The organism is Paenibacillus sp. FSL H8-0104 (genome assembly GCF_038050215.1).
Lineage (GTDB): Bacteria > Bacillota > Bacilli > Paenibacillales > Paenibacillaceae > Paenibacillus > Paenibacillus amylolyticus.
Genome location: NZ_JBBOTC010000001.1, coordinates 6,051,608 through 6,076,526, shown reverse-complemented (window position 1 = coordinate 6,076,526; position 24,919 = coordinate 6,051,608). Strand labels below are relative to the sequence as shown.

At 47.0% G+C, this 24,919-nt stretch carries 14 protein-coding genes, 13 tRNA genes and 4 rRNA genes; 29 read left to right on the top strand and 2 right to left on the bottom strand.

Going from position 1 to position 24,919, the window contains the following annotated elements; genetic code table 11:
- Positions 1 to 43: 43 nt before the first annotated feature.
- The gene (locus tag NST38_RS26765; RefSeq protein WP_047841115.1) at positions 44 to 676 is read left to right on the top strand and encodes a KinB-signaling pathway activation protein; all 633 of its coding nucleotides are present in this window, start codon (positions 44 to 46) and stop codon (positions 674 to 676) included.
- 98 nt (positions 677 to 774) lie between these two features.
- Here NST38_RS26765 and pdaB read toward each other — a convergent pair whose 3' ends face one another.
- Positions 775 to 1,551 carry a polysaccharide deacetylase family sporulation protein PdaB gene (gene pdaB / locus NST38_RS26760; RefSeq protein ID WP_341344189.1) on the bottom strand — a complete coding sequence of 259 codons (777 nt, stop codon included), beginning with the start codon at positions 1,549 to 1,551 and terminating at the stop codon, positions 775 to 777.
- Positions 1,552 to 1,673: 122 nt separating this feature from the next.
- On the opposite strand from pdaB, the gene NST38_RS26755 reads away from it, so the two are divergent.
- The 19 genes from NST38_RS26755 to NST38_RS26665 all read left to right on the top strand — a co-directional run bounded on the left by NST38_RS26755 (position 1,674) and on the right by NST38_RS26665 (position 9,523).
- The gene (locus NST38_RS26755) at positions 1,674 to 2,291 is read left to right on the top strand and encodes a stage II sporulation protein M (RefSeq protein ID WP_338707116.1); all 618 of its coding nucleotides are present in this window, start codon (positions 1,674 to 1,676) and stop codon (positions 2,289 to 2,291) included.
- 155 nt (positions 2,292 to 2,446) lie between these two features.
- Positions 2,447 to 2,677, top strand: coding sequence for a hypothetical protein (locus tag NST38_RS26750; protein ID WP_017692114.1), 231 nt, complete (start codon positions 2,447 to 2,449; stop codon positions 2,675 to 2,677).
- Positions 2,678 to 3,156: 479 nt separating this feature from the next.
- Positions 3,157 to 4,709, top strand: a 16S ribosomal RNA gene (locus tag NST38_RS26745).
- A gap of 158 nt (positions 4,710 to 4,867) precedes the next feature.
- Positions 4,868 to 4,984: ribosomal RNA gene (gene rrf / locus NST38_RS26740) — 5S ribosomal RNA — on the top strand.
- Between the two features lie 36 nt (positions 4,985 to 5,020).
- Positions 5,021 to 5,097 (top strand) — tRNA-Ile (locus NST38_RS26735).
- A gap of 22 nt (positions 5,098 to 5,119) precedes the next feature.
- Positions 5,120 to 5,195 (top strand) — tRNA-Ala (locus tag NST38_RS26730).
- Positions 5,196 to 5,406: 211 nt separating this feature from the next.
- Positions 5,407 to 8,332 (top strand): 23S ribosomal RNA (locus tag NST38_RS26725).
- A 76-nt stretch (positions 8,333 to 8,408) separates the two neighbouring features.
- Positions 8,409 to 8,525, top strand: a 5S ribosomal RNA gene (rrf, locus tag NST38_RS26720).
- The 16S, 23S and 5S rRNA genes sit together here with 13 tRNA genes alongside, the layout of an rRNA operon.
- A gap of 84 nt (positions 8,526 to 8,609) precedes the next feature.
- Positions 8,610 to 8,685: transfer RNA gene (locus tag NST38_RS26715), tRNA-Asn, on the top strand.
- A 3-nt stretch (positions 8,686 to 8,688) separates the two neighbouring features.
- Positions 8,689 to 8,761: transfer RNA gene (locus NST38_RS26710), tRNA-Thr, on the top strand.
- A gap of 10 nt (positions 8,762 to 8,771) precedes the next feature.
- A tRNA-Glu gene (locus tag NST38_RS26705) sits at positions 8,772 to 8,843 on the top strand.
- A 7-nt stretch (positions 8,844 to 8,850) separates the two neighbouring features.
- A tRNA-Val gene (locus NST38_RS26700) sits at positions 8,851 to 8,926 on the top strand.
- A gap of 9 nt (positions 8,927 to 8,935) precedes the next feature.
- Positions 8,936 to 9,010, top strand: a tRNA-Gln gene (locus NST38_RS26695).
- Positions 9,011 to 9,019: 9 nt separating this feature from the next.
- Positions 9,020 to 9,095: transfer RNA gene (locus NST38_RS26690), tRNA-Lys, on the top strand.
- Positions 9,096 to 9,101: 6 nt separating this feature from the next.
- Positions 9,102 to 9,182: transfer RNA gene (locus tag NST38_RS26685), tRNA-Leu, on the top strand.
- A gap of 10 nt (positions 9,183 to 9,192) precedes the next feature.
- Positions 9,193 to 9,267, top strand: a tRNA-Gly gene (locus NST38_RS26680).
- A gap of 8 nt (positions 9,268 to 9,275) precedes the next feature.
- A tRNA-Arg gene (locus NST38_RS26675) sits at positions 9,276 to 9,352 on the top strand.
- A 15-nt stretch (positions 9,353 to 9,367) separates the two neighbouring features.
- Positions 9,368 to 9,441: transfer RNA gene (locus NST38_RS26670), tRNA-Pro, on the top strand.
- A gap of 11 nt (positions 9,442 to 9,452) precedes the next feature.
- Positions 9,453 to 9,523, top strand: a tRNA-Gly gene (locus tag NST38_RS26665).
- 234 nt (positions 9,524 to 9,757) lie between these two features.
- Here NST38_RS26665 and NST38_RS26660 read toward each other — a convergent pair.
- A complete protein-coding gene (locus tag NST38_RS26660; RefSeq protein WP_076254974.1) occupies positions 9,758 to 10,105 on the bottom strand; it encodes a WGxxGxxG family protein in 348 nt (115 codons plus the stop codon).
- A 577-nt stretch (positions 10,106 to 10,682) separates the two neighbouring features.
- Here NST38_RS26660 and ppc point away from each other — a divergent pair.
- The 9 genes from ppc to NST38_RS26615 all read left to right on the top strand — a co-directional run bounded on the left by ppc (position 10,683) and on the right by NST38_RS26615 (position 24,715).
- Entirely contained in the window at positions 10,683 to 13,475 is a 2,793-nt protein-coding gene (gene ppc / locus NST38_RS26655; protein ID WP_341344188.1) for a phosphoenolpyruvate carboxylase, read from the top strand.
- Between the two features lie 260 nt (positions 13,476 to 13,735).
- Positions 13,736 to 14,302, top strand: coding sequence for an RNA polymerase sigma factor SigW (gene sigW / locus NST38_RS26650; protein ID WP_036614044.1), 567 nt, complete (start codon positions 13,736 to 13,738; stop codon positions 14,300 to 14,302).
- Positions 14,303 to 14,438: 136 nt separating this feature from the next.
- Positions 14,439 to 15,053, top strand: coding sequence for a zf-HC2 domain-containing protein (locus tag NST38_RS26645; RefSeq protein ID WP_036614042.1), 615 nt, complete (start codon positions 14,439 to 14,441; stop codon positions 15,051 to 15,053).
- 315 nt (positions 15,054 to 15,368) lie between these two features.
- Positions 15,369 to 16,205, top strand: coding sequence for a diadenylate cyclase CdaA (cdaA, locus tag NST38_RS26640; RefSeq protein WP_017692119.1), 837 nt, complete (start codon positions 15,369 to 15,371; stop codon positions 16,203 to 16,205).
- Positions 16,198 to 17,691: a CdaR family protein gene (locus tag NST38_RS26635; RefSeq protein WP_076328833.1), complete on the top strand. Its 1,494-nt coding sequence runs from the start codon at positions 16,198 to 16,200 to the stop codon at positions 17,689 to 17,691. Before cdaA ends, NST38_RS26635 begins: the two co-directional genes overlap by 8 nt.
- Before the next feature lie 73 nt (positions 17,692 to 17,764).
- Positions 17,765 to 19,105: a phosphoglucosamine mutase gene (gene glmM / locus NST38_RS26630; protein WP_341344187.1), complete on the top strand. Its 1,341-nt coding sequence runs from the start codon at positions 17,765 to 17,767 to the stop codon at positions 19,103 to 19,105.
- A 700-nt stretch (positions 19,106 to 19,805) separates the two neighbouring features.
- A complete protein-coding gene (gene glmS / locus NST38_RS26625) occupies positions 19,806 to 21,638 on the top strand; it encodes a glutamine--fructose-6-phosphate transaminase (isomerizing) (protein ID WP_036668148.1) in 1,833 nt (610 codons plus the stop codon).
- A 1,247-nt stretch (positions 21,639 to 22,885) separates the two neighbouring features.
- Complete coding sequence (gene ectB, locus NST38_RS26620) at positions 22,886 to 24,169, top strand: diaminobutyrate--2-oxoglutarate transaminase (RefSeq protein WP_036614038.1); 1,284 nt, start codon at positions 22,886 to 22,888, stop codon at positions 24,167 to 24,169.
- 423 nt (positions 24,170 to 24,592) lie between these two features.
- Positions 24,593 to 24,715: a hypothetical protein gene (locus NST38_RS26615; RefSeq protein WP_256721367.1), complete on the top strand. Its 123-nt coding sequence runs from the start codon at positions 24,593 to 24,595 to the stop codon at positions 24,713 to 24,715.
- Positions 24,716 to 24,919 lie beyond the last annotated feature (204 nt).

Sequence of the window (24,919 nt, the reverse complement as noted above, 5' to 3'; positions counted from 1 at the left end):
GCTGAGAAGGTTGGTAAAATAAACACTCGGGGGTGGAAAACATTTGAATTTACGTAGATGGTTTTTCCTGTTTTGGACAGCCTTGCTTATTGGGGCCGCGGGAGCATTGGGTACAGGATTGATTATGATGCTGGTGAACGGGGAGAAAACAAATGGATTGAATGATTTTCTTCTGTATCTTTTGATCTTATTTGGATCAGGGGTTATGATCAGCGTGTATTCACAAATGGGTTTCTTTGCATATCTGATATTGAATTATATGGGTAAAGGTGTATTTCCAAAGCGCGGTTGGCAGATCGTGCAGATTGTACTAACGGTGTTAGCCCTGCTTGACGTGATGTTTTTACGCCTGTTTGTTGGGGGAGACCGAGAGCGTATATCGGATATTGTGTTAGGTATCATTATTTTGGCAGCTGCAATTGTTACCGCTTACGTTAAAGTAAAGCTGACTCATATCTCTGCGCTTGTACCTACACTTTTTTTCATGATTGCCGTCACCATAGTGGAGACGATCGGCGTATTACGTATTGATGTGAATGCTGCAACCATATTTATTGTGGTTCCTTTGCTCCTATGTAATGCATACCAAATGCTGATATTGCACAGGCTGGTGGATGTATCGACGAACCGGAGTGTAAGTGGAAAGGCAGAACAGTTGAAAGAAAGCCGAGCATAGAATGCATTTTGCATAAAAAACATACCAAAAAGAGCTAACCTGGTTAGCTCTTTTCAACTTTTACGCACCTATTTGAGCTATAGCTCATAATTGAGTAATCATTGACCGCTGGCTTGGTCACGAACTTCTTTGCCCTCGACACTAGAATGGTTCAGCAGTTCCGAGACGGTAACGAATTCATAGCCCTGGTTTTTTAATTTGTCGATAATGACAGGGAGTGCCTCATGAGTTTGTTTAGAAGAATCGCTTGCATGCAGCAGTACGATGTCACCCGGATGTGCTTTGCTTACTACGCGATCAACAATGGTCTGTACACCAGGGTTTTTCCAATCCAAGGAGTCGGTATCCCACTGCACAACCTGATAATTCAGACTATTGGCTACCTGAAGCACTCGCTTGTCAAAGTCCCCGTTGGGCAGACGTAGTAATTTCGGTTCTTTTCCCGTTAAATCGGTTAAAATGCTATGAGCTGTCGAAATTTCTTTGCGAATTTCTTCTTCAGTCAGGCTGCTGTAGTTCTCATGTCTGTGACCATGGCTGCCAATTTCATATCCTGCCTCTTTGATGGCAGTAACAATTTCGGGGTGTGTCTTGCTCCAGGGGGAGGAAAGGAAAAAGGTTGCCTTATGCACTTTATTCTCCTGAAGAACTTTCAGAATCGGCTCTGTCCGTTTATCCCCCCAGCTAATGTCAAAGGTAAGTGCGATTACCTTCTTCTCGGTTGGAACGCTGTAGACGGCTGATGGTGCTTCCTCCGAGAATACGGAGACATTGCCTCTCTCCAGGTAGATAATACCGATCGCAAAGATGGCAGCAACGAGGACAATCAGGTACCGTTTAATCTTTTTGCCGCTAAATACATAGAACGAGTTCATTTCAATAAGCGCCCCTCTCCCATAAGAAATGCTTGTTTACTCTCCAATGTATGCTCGTACTGCCCAGTTATTCGTCACTGATCCTTGTTTGTCCATCATTTTAGATTCTACAGGAGGTTATTATGTTAAAATTCAGTACATTTCTTAGAGATCTTGGTGCCATCCGCAGTGCATTAATCTGGTCCGTAGTTTTGTTTGCTGTTGGTATAGGGGCAGGGTGGGTGAGTACAGGGCCGCTGGAAGAACTGTTATTGAACCAAATCGGAGGATTACGTGAAGTCAGTGAACGGCTGGAGCAGGGGGGCAATGTGCAATGGAACTTCTTCCTGTTCATCTTTTTCAATAATGCCATCAAAAGTGTACTTGTCATCTATGCCGGTATATTCTTCGGAATTCTGCCTGTCATCTTCCTGCTGATCAATGGGATGGTCCTTGGATTTGTGGTGCACACCACGATGAATTATGGAGCAAGCTTCTATGATATTGTGGTTAAAGGTTTACTCCCGCATGGCATTATTGAGATTCCGGTCATTATTATTGCTTGCGCCTTCGGACTGAAGTTTGGTGGTCTGGTTATCAAAAGCCTTGCACAACTTGGAAGTGACAAGCGAAATACGATGGGTACCCGGTGGAGAGCATTCATGAATAGGACGCTAACGGCATCCTTTTGGGTTGTCATCTTGCTTCTTGTTGCAGCAATCATCGAAAGCACACTTACGTATACTCTGGTGAGAGGATAAAATTTTGTGATGGTTGGCATTCATAAATTTTCAGAAAGTTGACCATAACAATAAAACGGGTTTCAGCAGCACCCACAAAAGCGAGAATGCACGGGGTGTTGCATGAAACTTGTGTAAGTGTGATAAAGAGGCTATGCACAAAAAGGAGAACTCTAATGCTGGGTATGTTGTTTAACGAGAAGGAATGCAAGGAACTAGACTATGTGCTGCGTAAAGAATTAGATGAGATGCTTTTCGATCTAAGTGATAATCGTCTTGACCAAGAGATCAAATATGCTATCGCGAGCCGATATAAGACTGTGTTCCGCATGTATGCACGCTTTGCCCCGCCAAAAGAGTTGTCCAAGTACGCCAGAGGTGGGAAGCTGAAAAAGTCGAAGCCATAATGCTGAAGCTGGTCATATATTCGATTTACAGTAGTGGAAGGGAGGTGCGGCTCTTCATAGCGGGTGCTGTACCTCTGAACTATGAGAATGTGAAATTGCTGAGGGGTTCATACTTTTTGTCGAAAAAGGGTTGACCTTTCTAATTTCATATGGTAAATTAATTTTCGTTCCTTTTTTAGGAGCGGTTCACGGAAACAAGCATGAAAATAAAGCGATTGAAAATAATCGAAAAAATAATGCTTGCAAAGAGAACTTCAACATGATATATTATAAAAGTCGCCGCTGAAACGACGACAACATGAAAAACAGCACTAAATTGAATGTTTGATCTTTGAAAACTGAACAACGAGTGAGTAAACATTCTGCTTGCAGAATGAACGCGAATGTTTGAAACAAGCCTTGGCTTGAATCGACTGGAGCACAAATGAGATTTTTAATCTCGTCAGATTCAAAATGAGCTTATCGCTCTTTTCAATACTTTATTGGAGAGTTTGATCCTGGCTCAGGACGAACGCTGGCGGCATGCCTAATACATGCAAGTCGAGCGGAGTTGATAGGAAGCTTGCTTCCTTGATACTTAGCGGCGGACGGGTGAGTAACACGTAGGCAACCTGCCCTCAAGTTTGGGACAACTACCGGAAACGGTAGCTAATACCGAATAATTGTTTTCTTCGCCTGAAGGAAACTGGAAAGACGGAGCAATCTGTCACTTGGGGATGGGCCTGCGGCGCATTAGCTAGTTGGTGAGGTAACGGCTCACCAAGGCGACGATGCGTAGCCGACCTGAGAGGGTGATCGGCCACACTGGGACTGAGACACGGCCCAGACTCCTACGGGAGGCAGCAGTAGGGAATCTTCCGCAATGGGCGAAAGCCTGACGGAGCAATGCCGCGTGAGTGATGAAGGTTTTCGGATCGTAAAGCTCTGTTGCCAGGGAAGAACGCTTGGGAGAGTAACTGCTCTCAAGGTGACGGTACCTGAGAAGAAAGCCCCGGCTAACTACGTGCCAGCAGCCGCGGTAATACGTAGGGGGCAAGCGTTGTCCGGAATTATTGGGCGTAAAGCGCGCGCAGGCGGTCATTTAAGTCTGGTGTTTAATCCCGGGGCTCAACCCCGGATCGCACTGGAAACTGGGTGACTTGAGTGCAGAAGAGGAGAGTGGAATTCCACGTGTAGCGGTGAAATGCGTAGATATGTGGAGGAACACCAGTGGCGAAGGCGACTCTCTGGGCTGTAACTGACGCTGAGGCGCGAAAGCGTGGGGAGCAAACAGGATTAGATACCCTGGTAGTCCACGCCGTAAACGATGAGTGCTAGGTGTTAGGGGTTTCGATACCCTTGGTGCCGAAGTTAACACATTAAGCACTCCGCCTGGGGAGTACGGTCGCAAGACTGAAACTCAAAGGAATTGACGGGGACCCGCACAAGCAGTGGAGTATGTGGTTTAATTCGAAGCAACGCGAAGAACCTTACCAGGTCTTGACATCTGAATGACCGGTGCAGAGATGTACCTTTTCTTCGGAACATTCAAGACAGGTGGTGCATGGTTGTCGTCAGCTCGTGTCGTGAGATGTTGGGTTAAGTCCCGCAACGAGCGCAACCCTTATATTTAGTTGCCAGCACTTCGGGTGGGCACTCTAGATAGACTGCCGGTGACAAACCGGAGGAAGGTGGGGATGACGTCAAATCATCATGCCCCTTATGACCTGGGCTACACACGTACTACAATGGCCGGTACAACGGGCTGCGAAATCGCGAGATGGAGCCAATCCCAACAAAGCCGGTCTCAGTTCGGATTGCAGGCTGCAACTCGCCTGCATGAAGTCGGAATTGCTAGTAATCGCGGATCAGCATGCCGCGGTGAATACGTTCCCGGGTCTTGTACACACCGCCCGTCACACCACGAGAGTTTATAACACCCGAAGTCGGTGGGGTAACCGCAAGGAGCCAGCCGCCGAAGGTGGGATAGATGATTGGGGTGAAGTCGTAACAAGGTAGCCGTATCGGAAGGTGCGGCTGGATCACCTCCTTTCTATGGAGAATCGTTTCCTGCAACGGAAACATTCAAATACGCAGGTTCTTAGAACCTGCAACAGCGATTCATTTCGGTCCGTCACTTCGGTGTGGATGAACTGAAGAGCACAAGCAACTCACTCGTTGCTCAGTTTTGAGAGCTTAAACTCTCAAACGTTTGGTGGCGATAGCGAAGGGGTTCCACACGTTCCCATCCCGAACACGACCGTTAAGCCCTTCAGCGTCGATGGTACTTGGACCGCAGGGTCCTGGGAGAGTAGAACGCCGCCAAGCGTAACCCATTTTGGGTTCAAATAGTATATGTAATGTGGGCCCTTAGCTCAGTTGGTTAGAGCGCACCTCTGATAAGGGTGAGGCCGGTGGTTCGAGTCCACCAGGGCCCACCATCTATACTTTTAAACTTTATATGGGGCCATAGCTCAGCTGGGAGAGCGCCTGCCTTGCAAGCAGGAGGTCAGCGGTTCGATCCCGCTTGGCTCCACCAAAAATGTTTTACAAGTTTGTTCTTTGAAAACTAGATATCGAAACGAAACAAACGCGAATTAGAACATTCCTTTTTAGCTGAACTTGTGTTAAACAAGTTTCAATAAAAACGGTAGTCAAATTGCTTTTGTGATGGTATCGGGTGAGAGCGACTTTTGGATTTGGACGTAGTCCAAACCAAGGGAAGCGAGCGACCGAAACCGGAACAAAATGGTTAAGCTACTAAGAGCACACGGAGGATGCCTAGGCGCTAGGAGCCGATGAAGGACGTGGCGAACAACGAAACTGCCTCGGGGAGCTGTAAGCAAGCTTTGATCCGGGGGTGTCCGAATGGGGAAACCCAGCTGGGGTAATTTCCAGTTACTCATAACTGAATACATAGGTTATGTAGAGGCATACCAGGGGAACTGAAACATCTAAGTACCCTGAGGAAGAGAAAACAATAGTGATTCCGTCAGTAGCGGCGAGCGAACGCGGAGAAGCCCAAACCAAAGAGCTTGCTCTTTGGGGTTGTGGGACGTCTCACATGGAGTTACAAAGGAACCGGTTAAGCGAAGAGGTCTGGAAAGGCCCGCCAAAGAAGGTAAAAGCCCTGTAGTTGAAAGTTGGTTCCCTCCGAGACGGATCCCGAGTAGTGCGGGGCACGTGAAACCCCGTATGAATCCGGCAGGACCATCTGCCAAGGCTAAATACTTCCTAGCGACCGATAGTGAAGCAGTACCGTGAGGGAAAGGTGAAAAGCACCCCGGAAGGGGAGTGAAATAGAACCTGAAACCGTGTGCTTACAAAAAGTCAGAGCCCGTTTTAGGGGTGATGGCGTGCCTTTTGTAGAATGAACCGGCGAGTTACGTTCCCGTGCAAGGTTAAGGTGAAGAGCCGGAGCCGCAGCGAAAGCGAGTCTGAATAGGGCGAATGAGTACGTGGACGTAGACCCGAAACCGGGTGATCTACCCCTGTCCAGGGTGAAGGTGCGGTAACACGCACTGGAGGCCCGAACCCACGCATGTTGAAAAATGCGGGGATGAGGTGGGGGTAGCGGAGAAATTCCAATCGAACTCGGAGATAGCTGGTTCTCCCCGAAATAGCTTTAGGGCTAGCCTCGGAAAACAGAGTCGTGGAGGTAGAGCACTGATTGGGTGCGGGGCCCGCAAGGGTTACCAAGCTCAGTCAAACTCCGAATGCCATAGACTTACTTCCGGGAGTCAGACAGTGAGTGCTAAGATCCATTGTCAAAAGGGAAACAGCCCAGACCATCAGCTAAGGTCCCCAAGTGTGTGTTAAGTGGGAAAGGATGTGGAGTTGCACAGACAACCAGGATGTTGGCTTAGAAGCAGCCATCATTGAAAGAGTGCGTAATAGCTCACTGGTCGAGTGACTCTGCGCCGAAAATGTAACGGGGCTAAACACACCACCGAAGCTATGGCTTGATGCTTTGCATCAGGGGTAGGGGAGCGTTGTATAAGGGTTGAAGGTGTACCGTAAGGAGCGCTGGACATTATACAAGTGAGAATGCCGGTATGAGTAACGAAAAGATCAGTGAGAATCTGATCCGCCGAAAGCCTAAGGGTTCCTGAGGAAGGCTCGTCCGCTCAGGGTAAGTCGGGACCTAAGGCGAGGCCGAAAGGCGTAGTCGAAGGACAACAGGTCGAAATTCCTGTACCACCGTAAGCCGTTATGAGCAATGGGGGGACGCAGTAGGGTAGTGACGCGGACTGATGGATGTCCGTCTAAGCAGTAAGGCTGATGTGTAGGCAAATCCGCACATTGTAAGGCTGAGCTGTGATGGGGAGCGAAAATTATAGTAGCGAAGGTCATGATCTCACACTGCCAAGAAAAGCCTCTAGCCAGGTGATGGTGCCCGTACCGCAAACCGACACAGGTAGGCGAGAAGAGTATTCTAAGGCGCGCGGAAGAACTCTCGTTAAGGAACTCGGCAAAATGACCCCGTAACTTCGGGAGAAGGGGTGCCCCGGTAGTGTGAATAGCACGAGGGGGCCGCAGTGAAAAGGCCCAAGCGACTGTTTAGCAAAAACACAGGTCTGTGCGAAGCCGTAAGGCGAAGTATACGGGCTGACGCCTGCCCGGTGCTGGAAGGTTAAGGGGAGTGGTTAGGAGCAATCCGAAGCTGTGAACCGAAGCCCCAGTAAACGGCGGCCGTAACTATAACGGTCCTAAGGTAGCGAAATTCCTTGTCAGGTAAATTCTGACCCGCACGAATGGCGTAACGACTTGGGCGCTGTCTCAACGAGAGATCCGGTGAAATTTTAATACCTGTGAAGATGCAGGTTACCCGCGACAAGACGGAAAGACCCCATGGAGCTTTACTGCAGCTTGATATTGAATTTGGGTACGATCTGTACAGGATAGGTGGGAGCCTTTGAAACGTGAGCGCCAGCTTGCGTGGAGGCAACGTTGGGATACCACCCTGATCGTATCTAGGTTCTAACCTGGTACCGTAATCCGGTGCGGGGACAGTGTCAGGTGGGCAGTTTGACTGGGGCGGTCGCCTCCTAAAGAGTAACGGAGGCGCCCAAAGGTTCCCTCAGAATGGTTGGAAATCATTCGAAGAGTGCAAAGGCATAAGGGAGCTTGACTGCGAGACCTACAAGTCGAGCAGGGACGAAAGTCGGGCTTAGTGATCCGGTGGTACCGCATGGAAGGGCCATCGCTCAACGGATAAAAGCTACCCTGGGGATAACAGGCTTATCTCCCCCAAGAGTCCACATCGACGGGGAGGTTTGGCACCTCGATGTCGGCTCATCGCATCCTGGGGCTGAAGTAGGTCCCAAGGGTTGGGCTGTTCGCCCATTAAAGCGGTACGCGAGCTGGGTTCAGAACGTCGTGAGACAGTTCGGTCCCTATCTGTCGTGGGCGTAGGAAATTTGAGAGGAGCTGTCCTTAGTACGAGAGGACCGGGATGGACGTACCGCTGGTGTACCAGTTGTTCCGCCAGGAGCACCGCTGGGTAGCTATGTACGGACGGGATAAACGCTGAAAGCATCTAAGCGTGAAGCCCCCCTCAAGATGAGATTTCCCAGTATGTAAGACCCCTTGAAGACGACGAGGTAGATAGGCTGGGGGTGGAAGTGCAGCAATGCATGGAGCTGACCAGTACTAATCGGTCGAGGGCTTATCCAATAGCAAGTTGTAATTCGCATGTTTCGTTTCGAATCTAGTTTTCAGAGAACAAGAACTCTGAAATGTAAGCTACGCGTTTGGTGGCGATGGCGGAGGGGTTCCACACGTACCCATCCCGAACACGACCGTTAAGCCCTCTAGCGCCGATGGTACTTGGACCGCAGGGTCCTGGGAGAGTAGGACGCCGCCAAGCGAACTCTTTCATCATACATAGAAAACAGGCTCTGCATGTGGACGTTGTACGATGAATTGCATTTGCCCTGCAAATGCATATTATTCCCTGATAGCTCAGTTGGTAGAGCACTCGACTGTTAATCGAGTTGTCACAGGTTCGAGCCCTGTTCGGGGAGCCATTTGCTCTCATAGCTCAGTAGGTAGAGTGCATCCATGGTAAGGATGAGGTCACCGGTTCGATCCCGGTTGAGAGCTTTGGAAATGGGGCCCGTTGGTCAAGGGGTTAAGACACCTCCCTTTCACGGAGGTAACAGGGGTTCGAATCCCCTACGGGTCATATAGTTGGAGGCTTAGCTCAGCTGGGAGAGCATCTGCCTTACAAGCAGAGGGTCGGGGGTTCGATCCCCTCAGCCTCCACCATATTTTTATTGGGGATTAGCCAAGCGGTAAGGCAACGGACTTTGACTCCGTCATGCATAGGTTCAAATCCTATATCCCCAGCCATTTTAGTATGAGTCATTAGCTCAGTTGGTAGAGCACCTGACTTTTAATCAGGGTGTCGAAGGTTCGAGCCCTTCATGACTCACCATCATATGCGCGTGTGGCGGAATTGGCAGACGCACTAGACTTAGGATCTAGCGTCTTTGACGTGGGGGTTCAAGTCCCTCCACGCGCATCCTTTATTTGCGGAAGTGGCTCAGCGGTAGAGCATCGCCTTGCCAAGGCGAGGGTCGCGGGTTCGATTCCCGTCTTCCGCTCCAATATTTTTGCGCCCTTAGCTCAGCTGGATAGAGCGTTTGACTACGAATCAAAAGGCCGGGAGTTCGAATCTCTCAGGGCGCGCCATTATTTTTTTAGTATCGGGATGTAGCTCAGCTTGGTAGAGCACCTGGTTTGGGACCAGGGGGTCGCATGTTCAAATCGTGTCATCCCGATTTTTGTTTACGCGGGTGTAGTTCAATGGTAGAACTTTAGCCTTCCAAGCTAATAGCGTGGGTTCGATTCCCATCACCCGCTTACAGGACATAATGAAAGAGCCTTTGCAGATGTAGAGGCTTTTTTATTTTTATTAACGAAATAATCAGCAGTTATTTTATATAATAATTTATGTAAAGTATAATACAGGTTCATTTAAAAAAGTGCCAAGACCCCTTTGCTATCCAAATAGGGAGGTCTTGGCTCTTCTGTTTATCTCTGTCGATGAGCTGCTTCTAAGACGTAGCAGCTATTGTAACGTGACGTGAGTACAATCTAACGTTCGTTGTGATCCGTCACTCTTTTACGCATGCCAGCTAATCCAAGCAGTCCCAGCAAACCGAGCCAGCCCCAATCCATGCCGTTGTCACGGTCGGTTGTTGTGGCGTTTGCACGAACACTGTTGGTACGATAGTCACCATTGTTGCGGTAGTTTCCATCCATGTTCATATTCATGTTGGAATTAGTGTTTGTGCGGTCCATGTAGTTGGTGTCCTGATAAGACCGGACACGTGAGCCGGTTGTATCCATTCCTTTGGACATATGACCATCAGCAGCAGCAGGGCCAGCCATCGCGGCCACCAGAAGCACGGAAGCAATAATTGTAGTACCTTTCTTCATCATTTGAATTCCTCCTTTTTGGTTAGAGCTACAGATTAATCTGCCCAAGAAGACAAGGACAATATGTAGAAATAGTCTGTTAAGATATACCTTTGAGTCCAATCGAATAACAACATACATAAGAAACTTGCCTAGTAAGCAGACTGTAGTGGGAAGAAAATTATAATTACATCTTTAATTTATTGCGTCACTGTGGTAAAGTATACAAAAGCTTGCTTTGCCGGTCATGTTTCTTTGTATATCATCTGTTCTCAAACAATGAAATTATGCGGTTTAACCTTAATATCAGGTACATGGGATCATATCTAAAAGAACTGTATATTTATGAATTTTTAAGTATAGGTATGAGACATATGATTTATGTAAAGTACGTGAAAAAGGTATCATGCGACAGCATATGACCATTAAATGAAGCAGAACAAGAAAATGAATAAAAAAGCGTGTTTTTATGCTGTAAATCGGGGATAATCCCCATTTTTTCTAGTAGAAAAATAAAGATTTTCGTACCATTTTATTGTATGATGTTATGAAGGTGTCAAATTTACGTGTACGAATGGAACGATCAGATGGGAGGATAAGCATGACTGAAACTATGGTAACCGCCAGCAAAAGCCAATCCAACAACCTGCTTCGTAGAGACGTGCGGTTCCTGGGCAATATACTCGGAGAAGTTCTTGTCCATCAAGGCGGCACGGAGCTTCTAGATATCGTTGAGAAGATTCGGGAAACGAGCAAATCGTTACGTGCAGAATTTTTGCCAGAACTGTATGCAGAGTTCAAAACGATGATCCAGGAATTAGACTCGGACAATCGTCATCAGGTTATTCGGGCTTTCGCTATTTATTTTCAATTAGTTAATATTGCTGAACAAAACCATCGGATCCGGCGTAAACGGGATTATGAACGTTCTGCAGGGAACGCTGTGCAGCCAGGATCGATTGAGAAAGCAGTACAGGATCTTAAGGAACGTGGATTGTCTCATACAGAGGTGAAAGAGATTCTCGACGATTTGTCGTTGGAACTCGTTATGACAGCTCACCCAACCGAAGCCATGCGCCGGGTTATTCTGGACATCCATAAACGGATATCTGAAGATGTCATGCTTCTTGATAATCCTACGCTGACGTTGCGTGAACGTGAACAGTTGCGTGAGAAACTGCTGAATGAGGTTATTACACTCTGGCAGACAGATGAACTTCGCGACCGCAAACCGACTGTACTCGATGAAGTGCGGAACGGGATGTACTACTTTCACGAAACGTTGTTCCACGTACTTCCGGATGTATATCAGGAGCTGGAACGTTGCCTGAACAAATTTTATCCTGACCATGACTGGCATGTGCCGACGTATTTGCGGTTCGGTTCCTGGATCGGTGGAGACCGGGATGGAAATCCTTCGGTAACTTCAGATGTAACATGGCAGACGTTGTTGATGCAACGCAAGCTCGCTTTGCGTGAATACCAACGGATTATGATTGAACTTATGGGTCATCTCAGCTTCAGCACAAACATCATTCATGTATCGGATGAGCTGGTGCAGTCGATTGAGCAGGATCGCAATTCTGTTACATTGAAAAAAGTAGATATCTGGCGGAATGAAAAAGAGCCATACCGCATCAAATTGGCTTATATGATTGCCAAGCTGAACAATGTACTGGATGAAAACAAATTAGGTCAGCCTGACCGTTATCATAGCGCACAGGATTTGATTGATGAACTGATGATTATTGATCGAAGTCTGCGCCATCATTTTGCGGATTACGTAGCAGATACGACCATTCGCAAAATGATTCGTCAAGTCGAGTTGTTTGGTTTCCATACCGCAGCATTGGATGTGCGTCAGCACAGTAAGGAACATGAAAATGCGATGTCGGAGATTTTGGCGAAAATGAACATTGTAGAGGATTATGCACGTCTGACTGAAGACGGTAAAATCGATCTGCTTGCTCGTTTGCTGGATGATCCACGTCCGCTTACTTCTCCTTATCATCAATACACGGAGGGAACCAAAGAATGTCTGGATGTCTTCCGTACCATTAAGCGTGCCCAGAACGAATTTGGGAACGGCTGTATCACAAGTTACCTGATCAGTATGACGCAGGGCGCAAGTGATTTGCTGGAGGTTATGGTATTTGCCAAGGAAGTGGGATTATTCACCAAAGGACACAATGGTGACGTTGTATCTACACTTCAAGCGGTACCGCTGTTTGAAACGATTGATGATCTACATGCGGCTTCGGACATTATGCAGAAGCTGTTCAACCTTCCTGTATACCGCGCAAGCGTAAAAGGACGGAATGAACTGCATGAAATCATGCTTGGTTATTCAGACAGTAACAAGGATGGCGGCGTGGTTACTGCCAACTGGGAACTGCGCGTAGCGATGAATGCCATCACGGCTGTAGGTAATGAACACGGCGTTAAGCTGAAGTTCTTCCATGGACGTGGCGGGGCTCTTGGACGTGGCGGCATGCCACTCAACCGCAGTATTCTTGCTCAACCACCACATACGATTGGTGGGGGCATCAAGATTACGGAGCAGGGAGAGGTTATTTCTTCCCGTTATTCCCTTCAGGGGATTGCATACCGCAGTCTGGAGCAGGCAACTTCGGCTCTAATCACAGCAGCACTTAATGGGCTTGAGCCGCAAGAGTCAGCATCCGAACGTCATTGGGACAGCATCATCAAAGAGATTTCGGAAGTATCTCTGACGAAATATCAGGATCTGATTTTCCGTGATCCAGACTTCTTCACCTTCTTCAAAGAATCAACGCCGCTTCCGGAGGTTGGTGAGCTGAATATTGGTTCTCGTCCATCCAAGCGTAAAAATAGCGATAAGTTTGAAGATCTGAGAGCAATTCCTTGGGTATTTGCTTGGACGCAAAGTCGTTATCTGCTTCCGGCATGGTATGCGGCAGGAACAGGATTGCAAAGTTACTATCAGGATAAAGAGGAAAATCTGGTTGTCCTGAAAGAAATGTATGCAAGCTTCCCATTCTTCCGTACATTAATTGATACGGTACAGATGGCCGTAGCCAAGGCTGATCTGGTCATTGCCAAAGAATATTCAGCCATGACTTCGAACAAGGAAGCCCGTGATCGCATCTACGGTCAGATTGAAGCCGAATTCAAGCTCACAAAAGAGCTGATTCTGAAAATTACGGGAGAAGCTGAAATTCTGGATGATGTACCGGTTATTCAAGAATCCATTCGCCTTCGTAACCCTTATGTGGATCCGTTGTCCTACATGCAGGTTCAACTTCTGAGCGAGCTCAGAGATATGCGTGAACGTGGTGAGGATGATACGGAACTGCTTAGAGAAGTGTTGCTGACAATCAATGGAATCGCTGCAGGACTTCGTAATACAGGTTGATTATCAATTTGTTGTGAATGATGATTATATGTAACAAAGTACCCATTACTTTATAAACTAAAAAGCTCCATTCTCTGCTCTACGGAGTAAGAGATGAAACGGGACTCCTGCGGGAGTTCCCGTTTTTACTGTTTTTGGCGGATATTTGTCATACAGTCTTGATTTTTGACCAAAGTTGATTTACGATTTGATTGGTGAATTACAAGTGTGGACGGGTATCAGAAGACGGAAGACCCATCAGCATGTCTGGGGGAATAAGGGTGGACAATTTGGAGAACAGGCTTATTAAATTGGTGCTCAAGGGCGACCAGAGAGCCTTTGCAGAAATCGTTGAACTATATAAGGACAAGCTATTTCATTTGGCATATCGGATGCTGAACAATCGTCATGAAGCTGAAGACGTTGTGCAGGAGACGTTTTTGCGTGTGTTTCGTAATATGGAGAAGTACGATCCGAACCAGAAGTTCTCAACCTGGATCTACCGGATCGCAACGAATCTGTGTATTGACCGACTGCGCAGAAAGAAACCTTCATACTCATTGGATGCTGAACTGAATGATCAGGAAGGATCTGATGGTTATGCGATGCTCCCGAGTGATGATCGTACACCGGAGAGTGAAGCGCTCCTGTCAGAAACGCAGACACTCATTCGTGAGGCCATTGACAGTTTGCCAGCCAAGTATAAGTCCGTTATGATTCTGAGATATTTACAGGACTTGTCGCTACAGGAAATCAGTGATGTGACAGGTATGCCCGTAACAACGATCAAGACACGCGTTCATCGGGGCCGTGATTTTCTACGTAAAAAATTGGAGTATAAGTTATAAATGTTAAGCGCCTTTAAATATGGGCGAAATTATTTGAAACATATCCGAAACGGATGCGTATGTAATGTATGCAAGTCTTATGCGTGCTTTTTAATGGCACATGGACTAAGTGATTTAAGAAAGGATTGGCTCTCATATGGATTGCAACTCGGCCGTCTCTTTAATGCATGAATGTTTGGATGAGTCGTTGTCCCCGGCCCAGAAGGTTGAACTGAAAAGTCACCTTGTGATCTGTCCGGATTGTCGCATGCGCTTTAAAGAGTTGGAACAGACGGAAATGTTACTCTTTGCCATGAAACACTATTCACCGTCTGCCTCTGATGAGCTGACCAATCGAATTATGAATGCTCTGCCCCAGCCCAAGAGACAGCAAGCATGGCTCAAATGGGTCAAAGGACATCCCGCGCTGACGGCGGCAGCCTTCTTTTTGGTCGTGATGCTCTTTAGCGCCTTGAATTTCTGGAATCAGAATAACGAAATGGTTGTTAAGGGAAATAATCTGGACCAGATCGTGATTCAGGGTAACACGGTTATTGTTCCTGAAGGTAAGTCAATTGCTGGCGATCTTACGATAGAAAATGGAACCGCACAAGTATATGGTGATGTGAACGGCAATCTGACGGTTATCGACGGACAACTGTTTCAGGCTTCAACGGCGCATATTTCAGGTCAGGTGAAAAGTATTGATCAGGCGCTGGACTGGTTCTGGTACAAAATAACCAATATGGTAAATGAAGTGGCTTATCGCTAGAACAGGGTAAAATTCTTCAATGGTATATACCAAGCAGGGTACCTCCAGATTGCATGGGGTACTCTTTTTTTATACGCAAACTTTGTAATTAATGGTAAATGTGATGTTTATGTGCAGTTTGAGACTGCCGTAACTTGCAACCTGAACGTTAACGTTATAACCTAGATACTAAAGAGAACATACTACTACATATAGATAAGCATTTTGCACAAATCAAATAATGCAAAAATGCGGAGACAAAGGATTATATAAAATCCTAATGGGTTAATATGAGATCAGGGTTTACTCATCAATGGGGATAGCGGGGGCTGGCTTATGAATTATTTTGCTGACTTAACGTGGACAGAGTCCATTAAGGACGTTATCGATATATTGATCGTTACCTATATTATGTACAAACTGATTTTGCTTGTGCGGGGGACACGTGCGGTTCAGCTCCTAAAAGGGATTCTGTTCCTTGTGCTGATCTGGGCATTAAGTACGTGGCTAAACTTGTATACGCTCAAATGGTTAATGAACCAGATGTTTACGTTTGGTGTCGTTGCGGTCTTCATTATCTTTCAGCCGGAACTACGTCGTGGTCTGGAGCAATTGGGACGCGGTAAGCTGTTTGGACGTTCAGCGGCAGCGAGTGATGAAGAACTAACCGTGTTAATTGGTGAGATTATTAAGTCAGTTAATTATTTGTCACGGCGTAAAATTGGCGCTTTGGTCGTATTTGAACGTGAAACAGGTCTGAACGATTACACGGAATCGGGCATTAAGATGCATTCTCTGGTCAGCTCGGAGCTGATGATTAACATCTTTATTCCAAATACACCGCTCCATGATGGAGCCGTTATTATACAGGGAAAACAGATTTCGGCGGCAGCTTGTTATTTGCCATTATCAGAGAATCCTTTTATCAGTAAGGAATTGGGAACACGTCACCGTGCAGCAATCGGGATTACCGAAGTTGCAGATGCGATCTGTTTGGTTGTCTCCGAGGAGACTGGACAAGTGTCACTTGCAATGAATGGACAGGTCGTTCGTGATATTAAGGAAGAATCGCTGATTGCCAAACTGTATGAGGAGTTGCGCCCTACATCCAATCTGAAAAAGAATGGCTGGACAACCTTCTGGAAACGGAAGGGAGGACGTAACAATGGATAAGTGGTTTAACAATAATAACTTTGCCAAAATACTTGCGCTTGCGGTGAGCCTGTTGCTCTGGTTCATGATTCATCTGGATGAAGTACCAACCACCCCTACGATTACAACAGGGACAACCAACAAGGTTGTGGAACGTACGGTGCCTGTTCAACCTTATGGATTAGACAGCAACAGCTATGTGCTCACTTCATTAAGTACGGATGAGGTCCGGCTGGAGATTAAAGGACAGCGCTCGATGCTAACATCGATTTTTACGAATGACGATTACAAGGTACTGGTCGATCTGAGTCAGGTGAAAGATGGGTCCAATACACTGCCACTTGTACCTGATTTGCCTTCCGGGGTAGAAGTGGTCAGCATGGAACCTTCCATGGTTACGGTGAACGTAGAAAAATTGGGCACCAAATCCTTCAATGTGAATATTGTACCCGAAGGGGAACCATCCGCCGGATACAGCGCTGGAACGCCCGTAACTGAACCTTCGACGCCGGTTAAGGTAACTCTGCCCGAAGGGCAACTCGAGGCTGTAGCGAAGGTCCAGGGCAGTGTGAGCGTGAAAGATGCCAAGGAAGATGTCATACAGAAAAAAGTGAAACTTCAAGCATACGATGCTGAAGGCAAGGTCCTTGAAAATGCGATTATAACGCCTCAAACGGTTGAAGTCCGAGTTCCGGTCAATCAGCCCTATACATCTGTACCCTTAAGAATCAAATATTCGGGACAGCTTCCGGAAGGCCTGGTACTCTCCACGGTAGAGCCAAACGTGAAAGAAGTCTCGGTTTATGGATCAGAGGATGCGCTTGCAGGTATACAGTCCTACGACCAAGTAACCCTTGATCTTACACAGTTTGATCAGTCGGGTACATCGACAGTTAACGTGGACTTGACGCCGCCTTCCGGTTTTGAGAAAATCGAGCCTAGTTCGATTCAGATCAAGGTAACCATATCACCATTTGACGAGGCAGAGGAGACAACCAAAGTCTTTCCGAACGTCCCCATCACACTTACCGGTGCGGGGAATGGACTGGAAGGGACGCTGGTTACGCCTCGAAGCGGCGGTCTGAACCTCACACTTACAGGCTCAGCAAGTATGCTTGAGGGTCTGAGTAGTGATGATCTCACGTTAACTGGGGATCTTGCTGGACTTGCGGTCGGAACGCATGAGATCAAGCTTGAAGCCGACCTGCCCCGTTATGCCAAACTGGATGAATCATCCACTGCATTGAGTGCGACGGTCAAAATTAGCGAAAAGGCTGAAGATACCACGACCACTCCTGGCGAAGAACCGACGGACGAGGGAACGGTAGCACCTGACCCAACACCAGCAGAGGTTGAAAATGGGGAAACAGAGCCTGTTCCTGATGAAGAAGAAACGGAATCGAATACGGATACTCAGGATCAGGGTCAACAGGGGAGCACAAGCAGTCGAGGTAATTTAAATAATAATAACAGCGGTACTGGCAGTAAAAGTGGCGCGAATCCGTAAACGTTCTAATTTTAAAATTCTCAAAAAAATAATAATTGTGCTCGTATATGATGCGAATAGAAGGAGTTAAATCATGGGGAAATATTTTGGTACAGACGGTGTAAGAGGGGTTGCCAATAAAGAGTTAACGGCAGAGCTGGCTTACAGCATTGGACGTTGTGGTGGTTATGTGCTTGCAGGTGGTGTGGAAAGACCAAAAGTGGTTATCGGCATGGATACTCGTATCTCGGGATTGATGTTGGAATCCGCACTGGTTGCAGGTCTGTTGTCCATTGGCGCTGATGTGATCCGTCTGGGCGTTGTATCCACTCCGGGAGTGGCGTATATTGCACGTTTGTTGAAAGCTGACGCGGGCGTGATGATCTCGGCTTCCCACAATCCGGTTGAGGATAACGGAATCAAGTTCTTTGGTGGAGATGGCTTCAAGCTGTCTGATGAAACAGAGAACCGGATTGAAGAACTGATGGATGCGGAGACAGATCAATTGCCACGGCCAGTTGGTGGCGGGCTGGGTACTGTAACGACAGATGAAGAATCCCGTTATCGTTACCTTGATTTCCTGAAAACGACTGTAAATCAGTCGTTCTCTGGACTTAAAATTGTTTTGGACTGTGCAAACGGAGCAGCTTATGAGCTGGCACCAAAATTGTTCAGTGAACTAGGTGCAGAAGTCATTGCCATTGGCGCTGAGCCTAACGGCCTGAATATTAATGAGCAATGTGGATCAACTCATCCAGAGAACCTGAAACAAGAAGTGCTCAAACATAAAGCAGATCTGGGTCTTGCTTTTGACGGGGATGCGGATCGTCTGATTGCTATTGATGAGACAGGCGCTGAGGTGGATGGAGACTTCATTCTGTGTATCTGTGGTGATGCGATGAATCGTGCAGGCAAGTTGAAGGACAGTACTGTTGTATCGACCGTTATGAGTAACATCGGATTCTACAAAGCAACAGAGAAACTTGCACTGAAAACAGCTAAAACGGCAGTAGGTGATCGTTATGTGATGGAGGAAATGCGTCGCGGCGGTTACAACTTGGGTGGAGAACAATCTGGCCATGTTATTTTCCTGGATTACAATACAACCGGAGACGGTATGCTGACTGCGATTCAACTCGTGGATACGCTCAAGGCTTCCGGTAAAAAACTGAGTGAACTAAAAGCGCTAATGACCCAGTACCCACAAGTATTGGTGAATGTGCGTGTTGAAGATAAGAGTAAATACGAGGGCAATGCTGCAATCGAGCAAGCTATTGCTACAGTAGAACAACAACTCGGGGATAATGGACGTGTACTCGTTCGTGCTTCAGGTACTGAATCTCTGATCCGTGTTATGGCGGAAGGACCAGATAAAGACGAACTTGAACAATTCGTGTCTCAAATCGCAGATGTGGTGCAAAAAGAGCTGGTATAGGACTGGAAGATGTAAGAGGCTTAATATAACATGATTTAGGACTTATGCATGGATATTCCTGCGTCCCGACCTGATGAGACCATAGGTCTGTTTATCCGGTCGGGATTGTAGGTAAATATGCTAAAATTGTCACAGGTACTTTGCTCCATTGCAAAATGGACCTGACGTGCATATAATGAGTGGAGTCGTCATTCAGACACAGAAAGTGAGGAACGTAAGGTTACAGTTATACAAGCGCCAGAGCTTGGAGTTGCGCGGGATGATGTTGATCAGGATTTCTTCTAGGTTGAAGAACGCTGATTAAGATCAACGGCAATCAAGCTGACGAGGTGGAGGTGTTCGGATTGTTCGGCGGGGACCTCCCGGTGAAGCACCAGAGCCGTAAACCGGATTGCGGAAAATGGATAGGTGACTGTCCACACAACGCGCCGGTGCAGGTGCAAGAGTTAAACTAAAATTCAAATGAATGTGCGTGAAGAGCGTAAACAGTACGCGGACGGGAAAATGATGTACATTCATGATTGCATTCATTACAGCTTATGATGACAGCGGGGCGACACGAGGTCGCTCTGATCATTGATAATTGAATAAGTACCAAGTATTCATGAAACGCTAGGCAATCACTCATTTTTCCGATATGCCGCCTCTGCCTGTTTCTCTTCGTGACACAGTATTCATATACAAACGGAGGAAATAAATTATGTGCGGTATTGTTGGATATATTGGTAATAAGAACACTCAATCGGTATTGGTCGAAGGATTGAAGAAACTCGAGTATCGTGGTTATGATTCTGCAGGTATCGCAGTATTCACACCGGAAGGTCTGCAAATCACGAAAGCTCTTGGTCGTCTTGCGAATCTTGAAGCCAAGCTGGATGGTGCACCACTGGTAGGTAATGCCGGAATCGGACACACACGTTGGGCAACTCATGGTAAACCATCGGATGAGAACTCTCATCCACACACGGATGGAAGCCAAAAGTTCTCTGTTGTGCATAACGGTATTATTGAGAACTACCTGGATCTGAAGGACGAATTGATGGCTCAAGGTCACACGTTCACTTCCGAGACAGATACTGAGGTTATCTCTCACCTGATCGCACGTGAATACAATGGTGATATCGTCAAAACAGTTCAAAAAGTGATCACGTTGTTGCGTGGCGCATTTGCACTGGGTGTATTGACAGAGCATGAGCCTGAGAAACTCGTGGCTGTGCGTCAAGCAAGCCCATTGATTATTGGTATTGGTGAAGGCGAGAACTTCATTGGTTCCGACATCCCGGCAATTCTGGAACATACACGTAACGTGTACATTCTGAATGATGGTGAAATGGCTGTATTGACACATGATGCTGTCGAATTGATGACGATTGAAGGTAACTTTATTTCTCGGGAAATGATTCGTGTCGATTGGGATGCTGTAACCGCAGAAAAAGGCGGATTTGAGCACTTCATGTTGAAAGAAATTCATGAGCAACCAAAAGCATATCGTGATACTATGCTGGGTCGCATCGATAATGAAGGCAAAAAAGTTCAACTTCCTGAGTTGAAAATGACTGAAGAACAAATTAAAAATATCCGTAACGTTCAAATCATTGCATGTGGTACAGCGTACCATGCAGGCCTGGTTGGACGTACAGTGATTGAGCAATTGGTACGTATTCCGGTTGAAACAGATGTGGCTTCCGAGTACCGCTACCGTTCCCCAATCGTGCACAAAGATACACTTGTAATCGTAGTGAGCCAATCCGGTGAAACTGCCGATACGCTTGCTGCATTGCGTGAAGCACAATCCAATGGTGCACATGTACTGGCAATCACAAACGTAGTGGGTAGCTCCATTGCACGTGATGCAGATGATGTTATCGCAACATTGGCAGGTCCTGAAATTGCAGTAGCTTCTACCAAAGCGTATACTTCGCAATTGATCGCGTTTAACTTGCTTGGTCTGTACCTTGCACAAGTTCGTGGTACTCAATCTGCAGAAGAGATTGAACACACGCTGGCAGCAATGCAAGCATTGCCTGAGCAAGTGGAATCCATGTTGGAGCAAGCGGAAGCAATCAAAGGATATGCAGAGCAAATCTCCAAACATGAACATCTCTTCTTCATTGGCCGTGGTCTTGACTATGCAGTAGCTCAAGAAGGATCTTTGAAGCTGAAAGAGATCTCTTATATTCACTCCGAGGCGTATGCTGCGGGTGAGTTGAAACATGGTACGCTTGCATTGATCGAAGACGGTATCCCTGTTATTGCCCTGGCAACGCAGGAGAACGTACTTGAGAAAACAGTGAGCAACATTAAGGAAGTAAAAGCACGTGGCGCAGATGTATTGGCAATTACGTATGAAGAGCACGTAGCACCATTGCTGAAATCCGTAGACCAAGCGTTTGCGATTCCTAAGACGCTGCCACTGCTTAGCCCTGCTTTGTCTGTAGTTGCGCTGCAATTGCTAGCATACTATGCTTCCCTGGCACTGGGTCATGATGTAGATAAACCACGTAACCTGGCGAAAAGTGTAACGGTTGAGTAAGGTATTCTGTACAAATTAGTTTATTGTCGGATGACATGGATAACGGGTTGATCAATAGATTCAGTAAACTAATAAAGTATGGACAAAATAATGGTCCTGATGACTCTAAGTCATCAGGACTTTTTTGATGTTTCAGGAGGGTGGTTCTAAATATTAGAACCACCTTATTTGTGTTTTTTCATTGTAAATTGCGGTCATTCATTGGACGAAAATCCATCAGATTATAAAGTATCTTAGGAAGAGTATCCTTTTGTAATTCTCACATTTGAAATATTCTTCGTGCACGAATGTAATCAACTTCTTAAAGAGAATCATTAACCTTCGCAACTCGTAAGTGCAAATATATCCCCAAGAAGGATGCGGATCGGGCATAAAAGATCATTTGAATGGTAAAGGAAGATGACTGAACGTGACGGGTACATCTTTCAGCAACTCACAAAATGGTATGCCAAGAAGCAACAATGCGCTCGATGAAGAAGCTTATTACGCGAAGTAAAATTATTGACCGTTCAATTCGGACTCAGAACGCGATTGTAATCTGCATGTAAATGAGTGAAGGACATCGGAAAGCGTATAAGGGAAAACCTCACCTACGGTTTGACGAGGAGGAGCAGAATATATTTACCCTTTACTCTAACAGAGGCGTAGAGAAGAAGGCGTGATACAAAACGATGTCGGCTACCATCCGTGCGGACGCTGTGACCAGTTTCCAGCCAGGCTTTCAGAAATTGGTCAGGTAATCATGTTGAAAATTACAAAGTGCAAGGAATCGGAACACCGGCAAAGAATATTTAAAGGGAATATATACCAAATTTACCTGTTAAATGACTGAATGTCAACACTCGTCGAATTCCTTGATTGATGTCAAATCATGCCCAACGTTTCTTCTCCATTCACTATTTTTAACGAAAAATGTTAACACATAATGTTTTATGAACCAAATTTAACAATATAATGACTATATTTAACAAAAATTTCACTATACATTCTTGTAAATTTTGATATAATTCAACCTAGGTCTTATTCCCTATTATTCTAATAAATGGAATTGTAGGGTTTTTTATACCCATCCAAGCTGTGTGCGAGAGACCAGTATACTGGCTTACCAACAAGCCGGCATGTGGGGACCAACAATTGTGGAAAATGACAGCCTAGAATATGTTGCTCCATGACGTCAGAAGGTTTAGAAAGGAAGGTTCGGAAAGATAGAGCCAACCTTATCCCAATTCCGATGGAGGATGAAGCGAGTGAGCATTTTTGAAAAGCTGGAATCCAACGTAAGATCTTACTGCAGAAGCTTTCCGGTGGTATTCGACCGGGCCAAGGGAGACCTTTTATATTCTGAGGACGGAAGAGCATATATTGATTTCTTTGCAGGTGCCGGGGCACTCAATTACGGCCATAACAACGATTATATTAAAGACCGGGTTCTCGATTACTTGACCTCCGACCGGATTATGCACGGTCTGGATATGTATACAATGGCCAAGCGTGAATTCATCCAGAGCTTCTCCGAGCGGATCCTGGAGCCGAAGAAGCTGAATTACAAGCTTCAATTCTGCGGTCCAACAGGGACGAATGCGGTGGAAGCGGCCCTGAAGCTCGCACGCAAGGCGAAGAAGAGAAGTGGAATATTCGCATTCATGGGTGGCTTCCACGGCATGTCGCTCGGCAGTCTGTCGGCGACAAGCTCCAAGTCCATGAGAGAAGGGGCGGGGCTTCCTCTGGACGGAGTTACGTTCATGCCGCACCCGAGCGGGGCTTTCGCAGAAATGGATACGCTCGGTTATATCGAGAATATCCTGACTGATTCGCACTCCGGAATCGACAAGCCGGCTGCGATTCTGCTTGAAACGGTACAAGCCGAAGGCGGAATTCACGTTGTCGACGCGCAGTGGCTACGTGAGCTGCAGCAGATTTGCCGCAGGCACGATATTCTGCTCATTACAGACGAGATTCAAGTAGGATGCGGCCGGACAGGCGAATTCTTCTCCTTCGAACGTGCGGGGATCGAGCCGGATCTCATTACCCTGTCGAAGTCGATCAGCGGGTACGGCCTGCCAATGTCCCTCCTGCTGCTGAAGCCCGAACTGGATATCTGGACGCCGGGCGAGCACAACGGCACCTTCCGCGGCAACCAGCTGGCTTTTGTGGCCGCGAAGGCTGCTCTCGAGTTCCGGGACAGAACCGAACTGGAAGCTCAGGTGAAGCAGAAGGAAGAATATGTGCGCTCGTTCCTTGATCAAGAAATTAAGCCTCTACATCCGTCCATCGCCATCCGCGGACTCGGCCTGATCTGGGGCATTGACGTCTCGGGGTTCATGGATGAAACCGGGGCGAAGCGGGTGGCGGATATCAGCTTCGAGAACGGGCTCATCATTGAAAGAGCCGGCAGAGGAGATTGTGTGCTGAAGATCATGCCTCCGCTGACCGTCTCGATGGAGCATCTGGCCGCCGGCTGCGACATTATCAAGTCCAGTATGCAGCAGGTGATCTCTCAGGAGACCAAGGATTTACTAGTAACGACCTAAGCTTGGCCAAGCCGATGGTCGCCCCCGGCAAGAGGCACGAAAGTGCCTTCCGGAGGGCGTGCGGACTTGATGTTAAGGTAGCGCTTTCACCTCATGCTACCTGCGGTAACGTCAATCAGCATGGAATTCTCCGGCAATCCAAGCGCAGTCCCGTTCGTGCCATACGGAGCATTCTTTGAGCCTCATGCAGTACCCTCGTTAAATTTAATCGTCAGGAAAAGCTCACTACCCCGCAGCCGAATCTTTACTTAGCCACACCAGGGCTGTGGGGGAATAATCAAATCGTACATAGAGTGTATCAATACCCCTTAAACATAGGCTTCGTCAAAGGTAGCTCGGGTACCAAATCAGGAGGTACGATCGACTTCCTGCTGGACGGCCGGAACCCTGCGGCAAGCCTTACATCGACAGGAGGAACATTCCTTGTCGTCTATCCCCAAATCCAATTCCGAACCCCAAGTTAAACCAAATCCCGTCTTCGGGTGGCTCGTCCGCAGCAATCTTATTGAAGCAGAGGAGTCCGAAGTAGCCGCATCTCTTGCGTAGAACGATGTTTGTTGTCCTCTACGCATGGGAGCCGAGCGGTACAGCTGCTAGGCAGAGGATTGCCGTATGCGATCAACCGGGCAATAAGCGGTGACATGGCGTAAGCCATTGATATTGTTGTCAAATGTTTGAAAAGGAGTGGAGCGTTGCTTCGGCATATGCTCCGCCGGATTGCTTTTACCGATGAAGAGAGGGGAACGATCC

What these genes read in the sequence shown, in the direction of transcription:
- NST38_RS26755 (WP_338707116.1), top strand. Translation starts at nt 1,674, where the DNA reads ATGTTAAAATTCAGTACATTTCTTAGAGATCTTGGTGCCATCCGCAGT.
- NST38_RS26750 (WP_017692114.1), top strand. Translation starts at nt 2,447, where the DNA reads ATGCTGGGTATGTTGTTTAACGAGAAGGAATGCAAGGAACTAGACTAT.
- cdaA (WP_017692119.1), top strand. Translation starts at nt 15,369, where the DNA reads ATGAATTATTTTGCTGACTTAACGTGGACAGAGTCCATTAAGGACGTT.
- glmS (WP_036668148.1), top strand. Translation starts at nt 19,806, where the DNA reads ATGTGCGGTATTGTTGGATATATTGGTAATAAGAACACTCAATCGGTA.
- glmM (WP_341344187.1), top strand. Translation starts at nt 17,765, where the DNA reads ATGGGGAAATATTTTGGTACAGACGGTGTAAGAGGGGTTGCCAATAAA.
- NST38_RS26645 (WP_036614042.1), top strand. Translation starts at nt 14,439, where the DNA reads ATGGATTGCAACTCGGCCGTCTCTTTAATGCATGAATGTTTGGATGAG.
- ppc (WP_341344188.1), top strand. Translation starts at nt 10,683, where the DNA reads ATGACTGAAACTATGGTAACCGCCAGCAAAAGCCAATCCAACAACCTG.
- NST38_RS26660 (WP_076254974.1), bottom strand. Translation starts at nt 10,105, where the DNA reads ATGATGAAGAAAGGTACTACAATTATTGCTTCCGTGCTTCTGGTGGCC.
- pdaB (WP_341344189.1), bottom strand. Translation starts at nt 1,551, where the DNA reads ATGAACTCGTTCTATGTATTTAGCGGCAAAAAGATTAAACGGTACCTG.
- NST38_RS26635 (WP_076328833.1), top strand. Translation starts at nt 16,198, where the DNA reads ATGGATAAGTGGTTTAACAATAATAACTTTGCCAAAATACTTGCGCTT.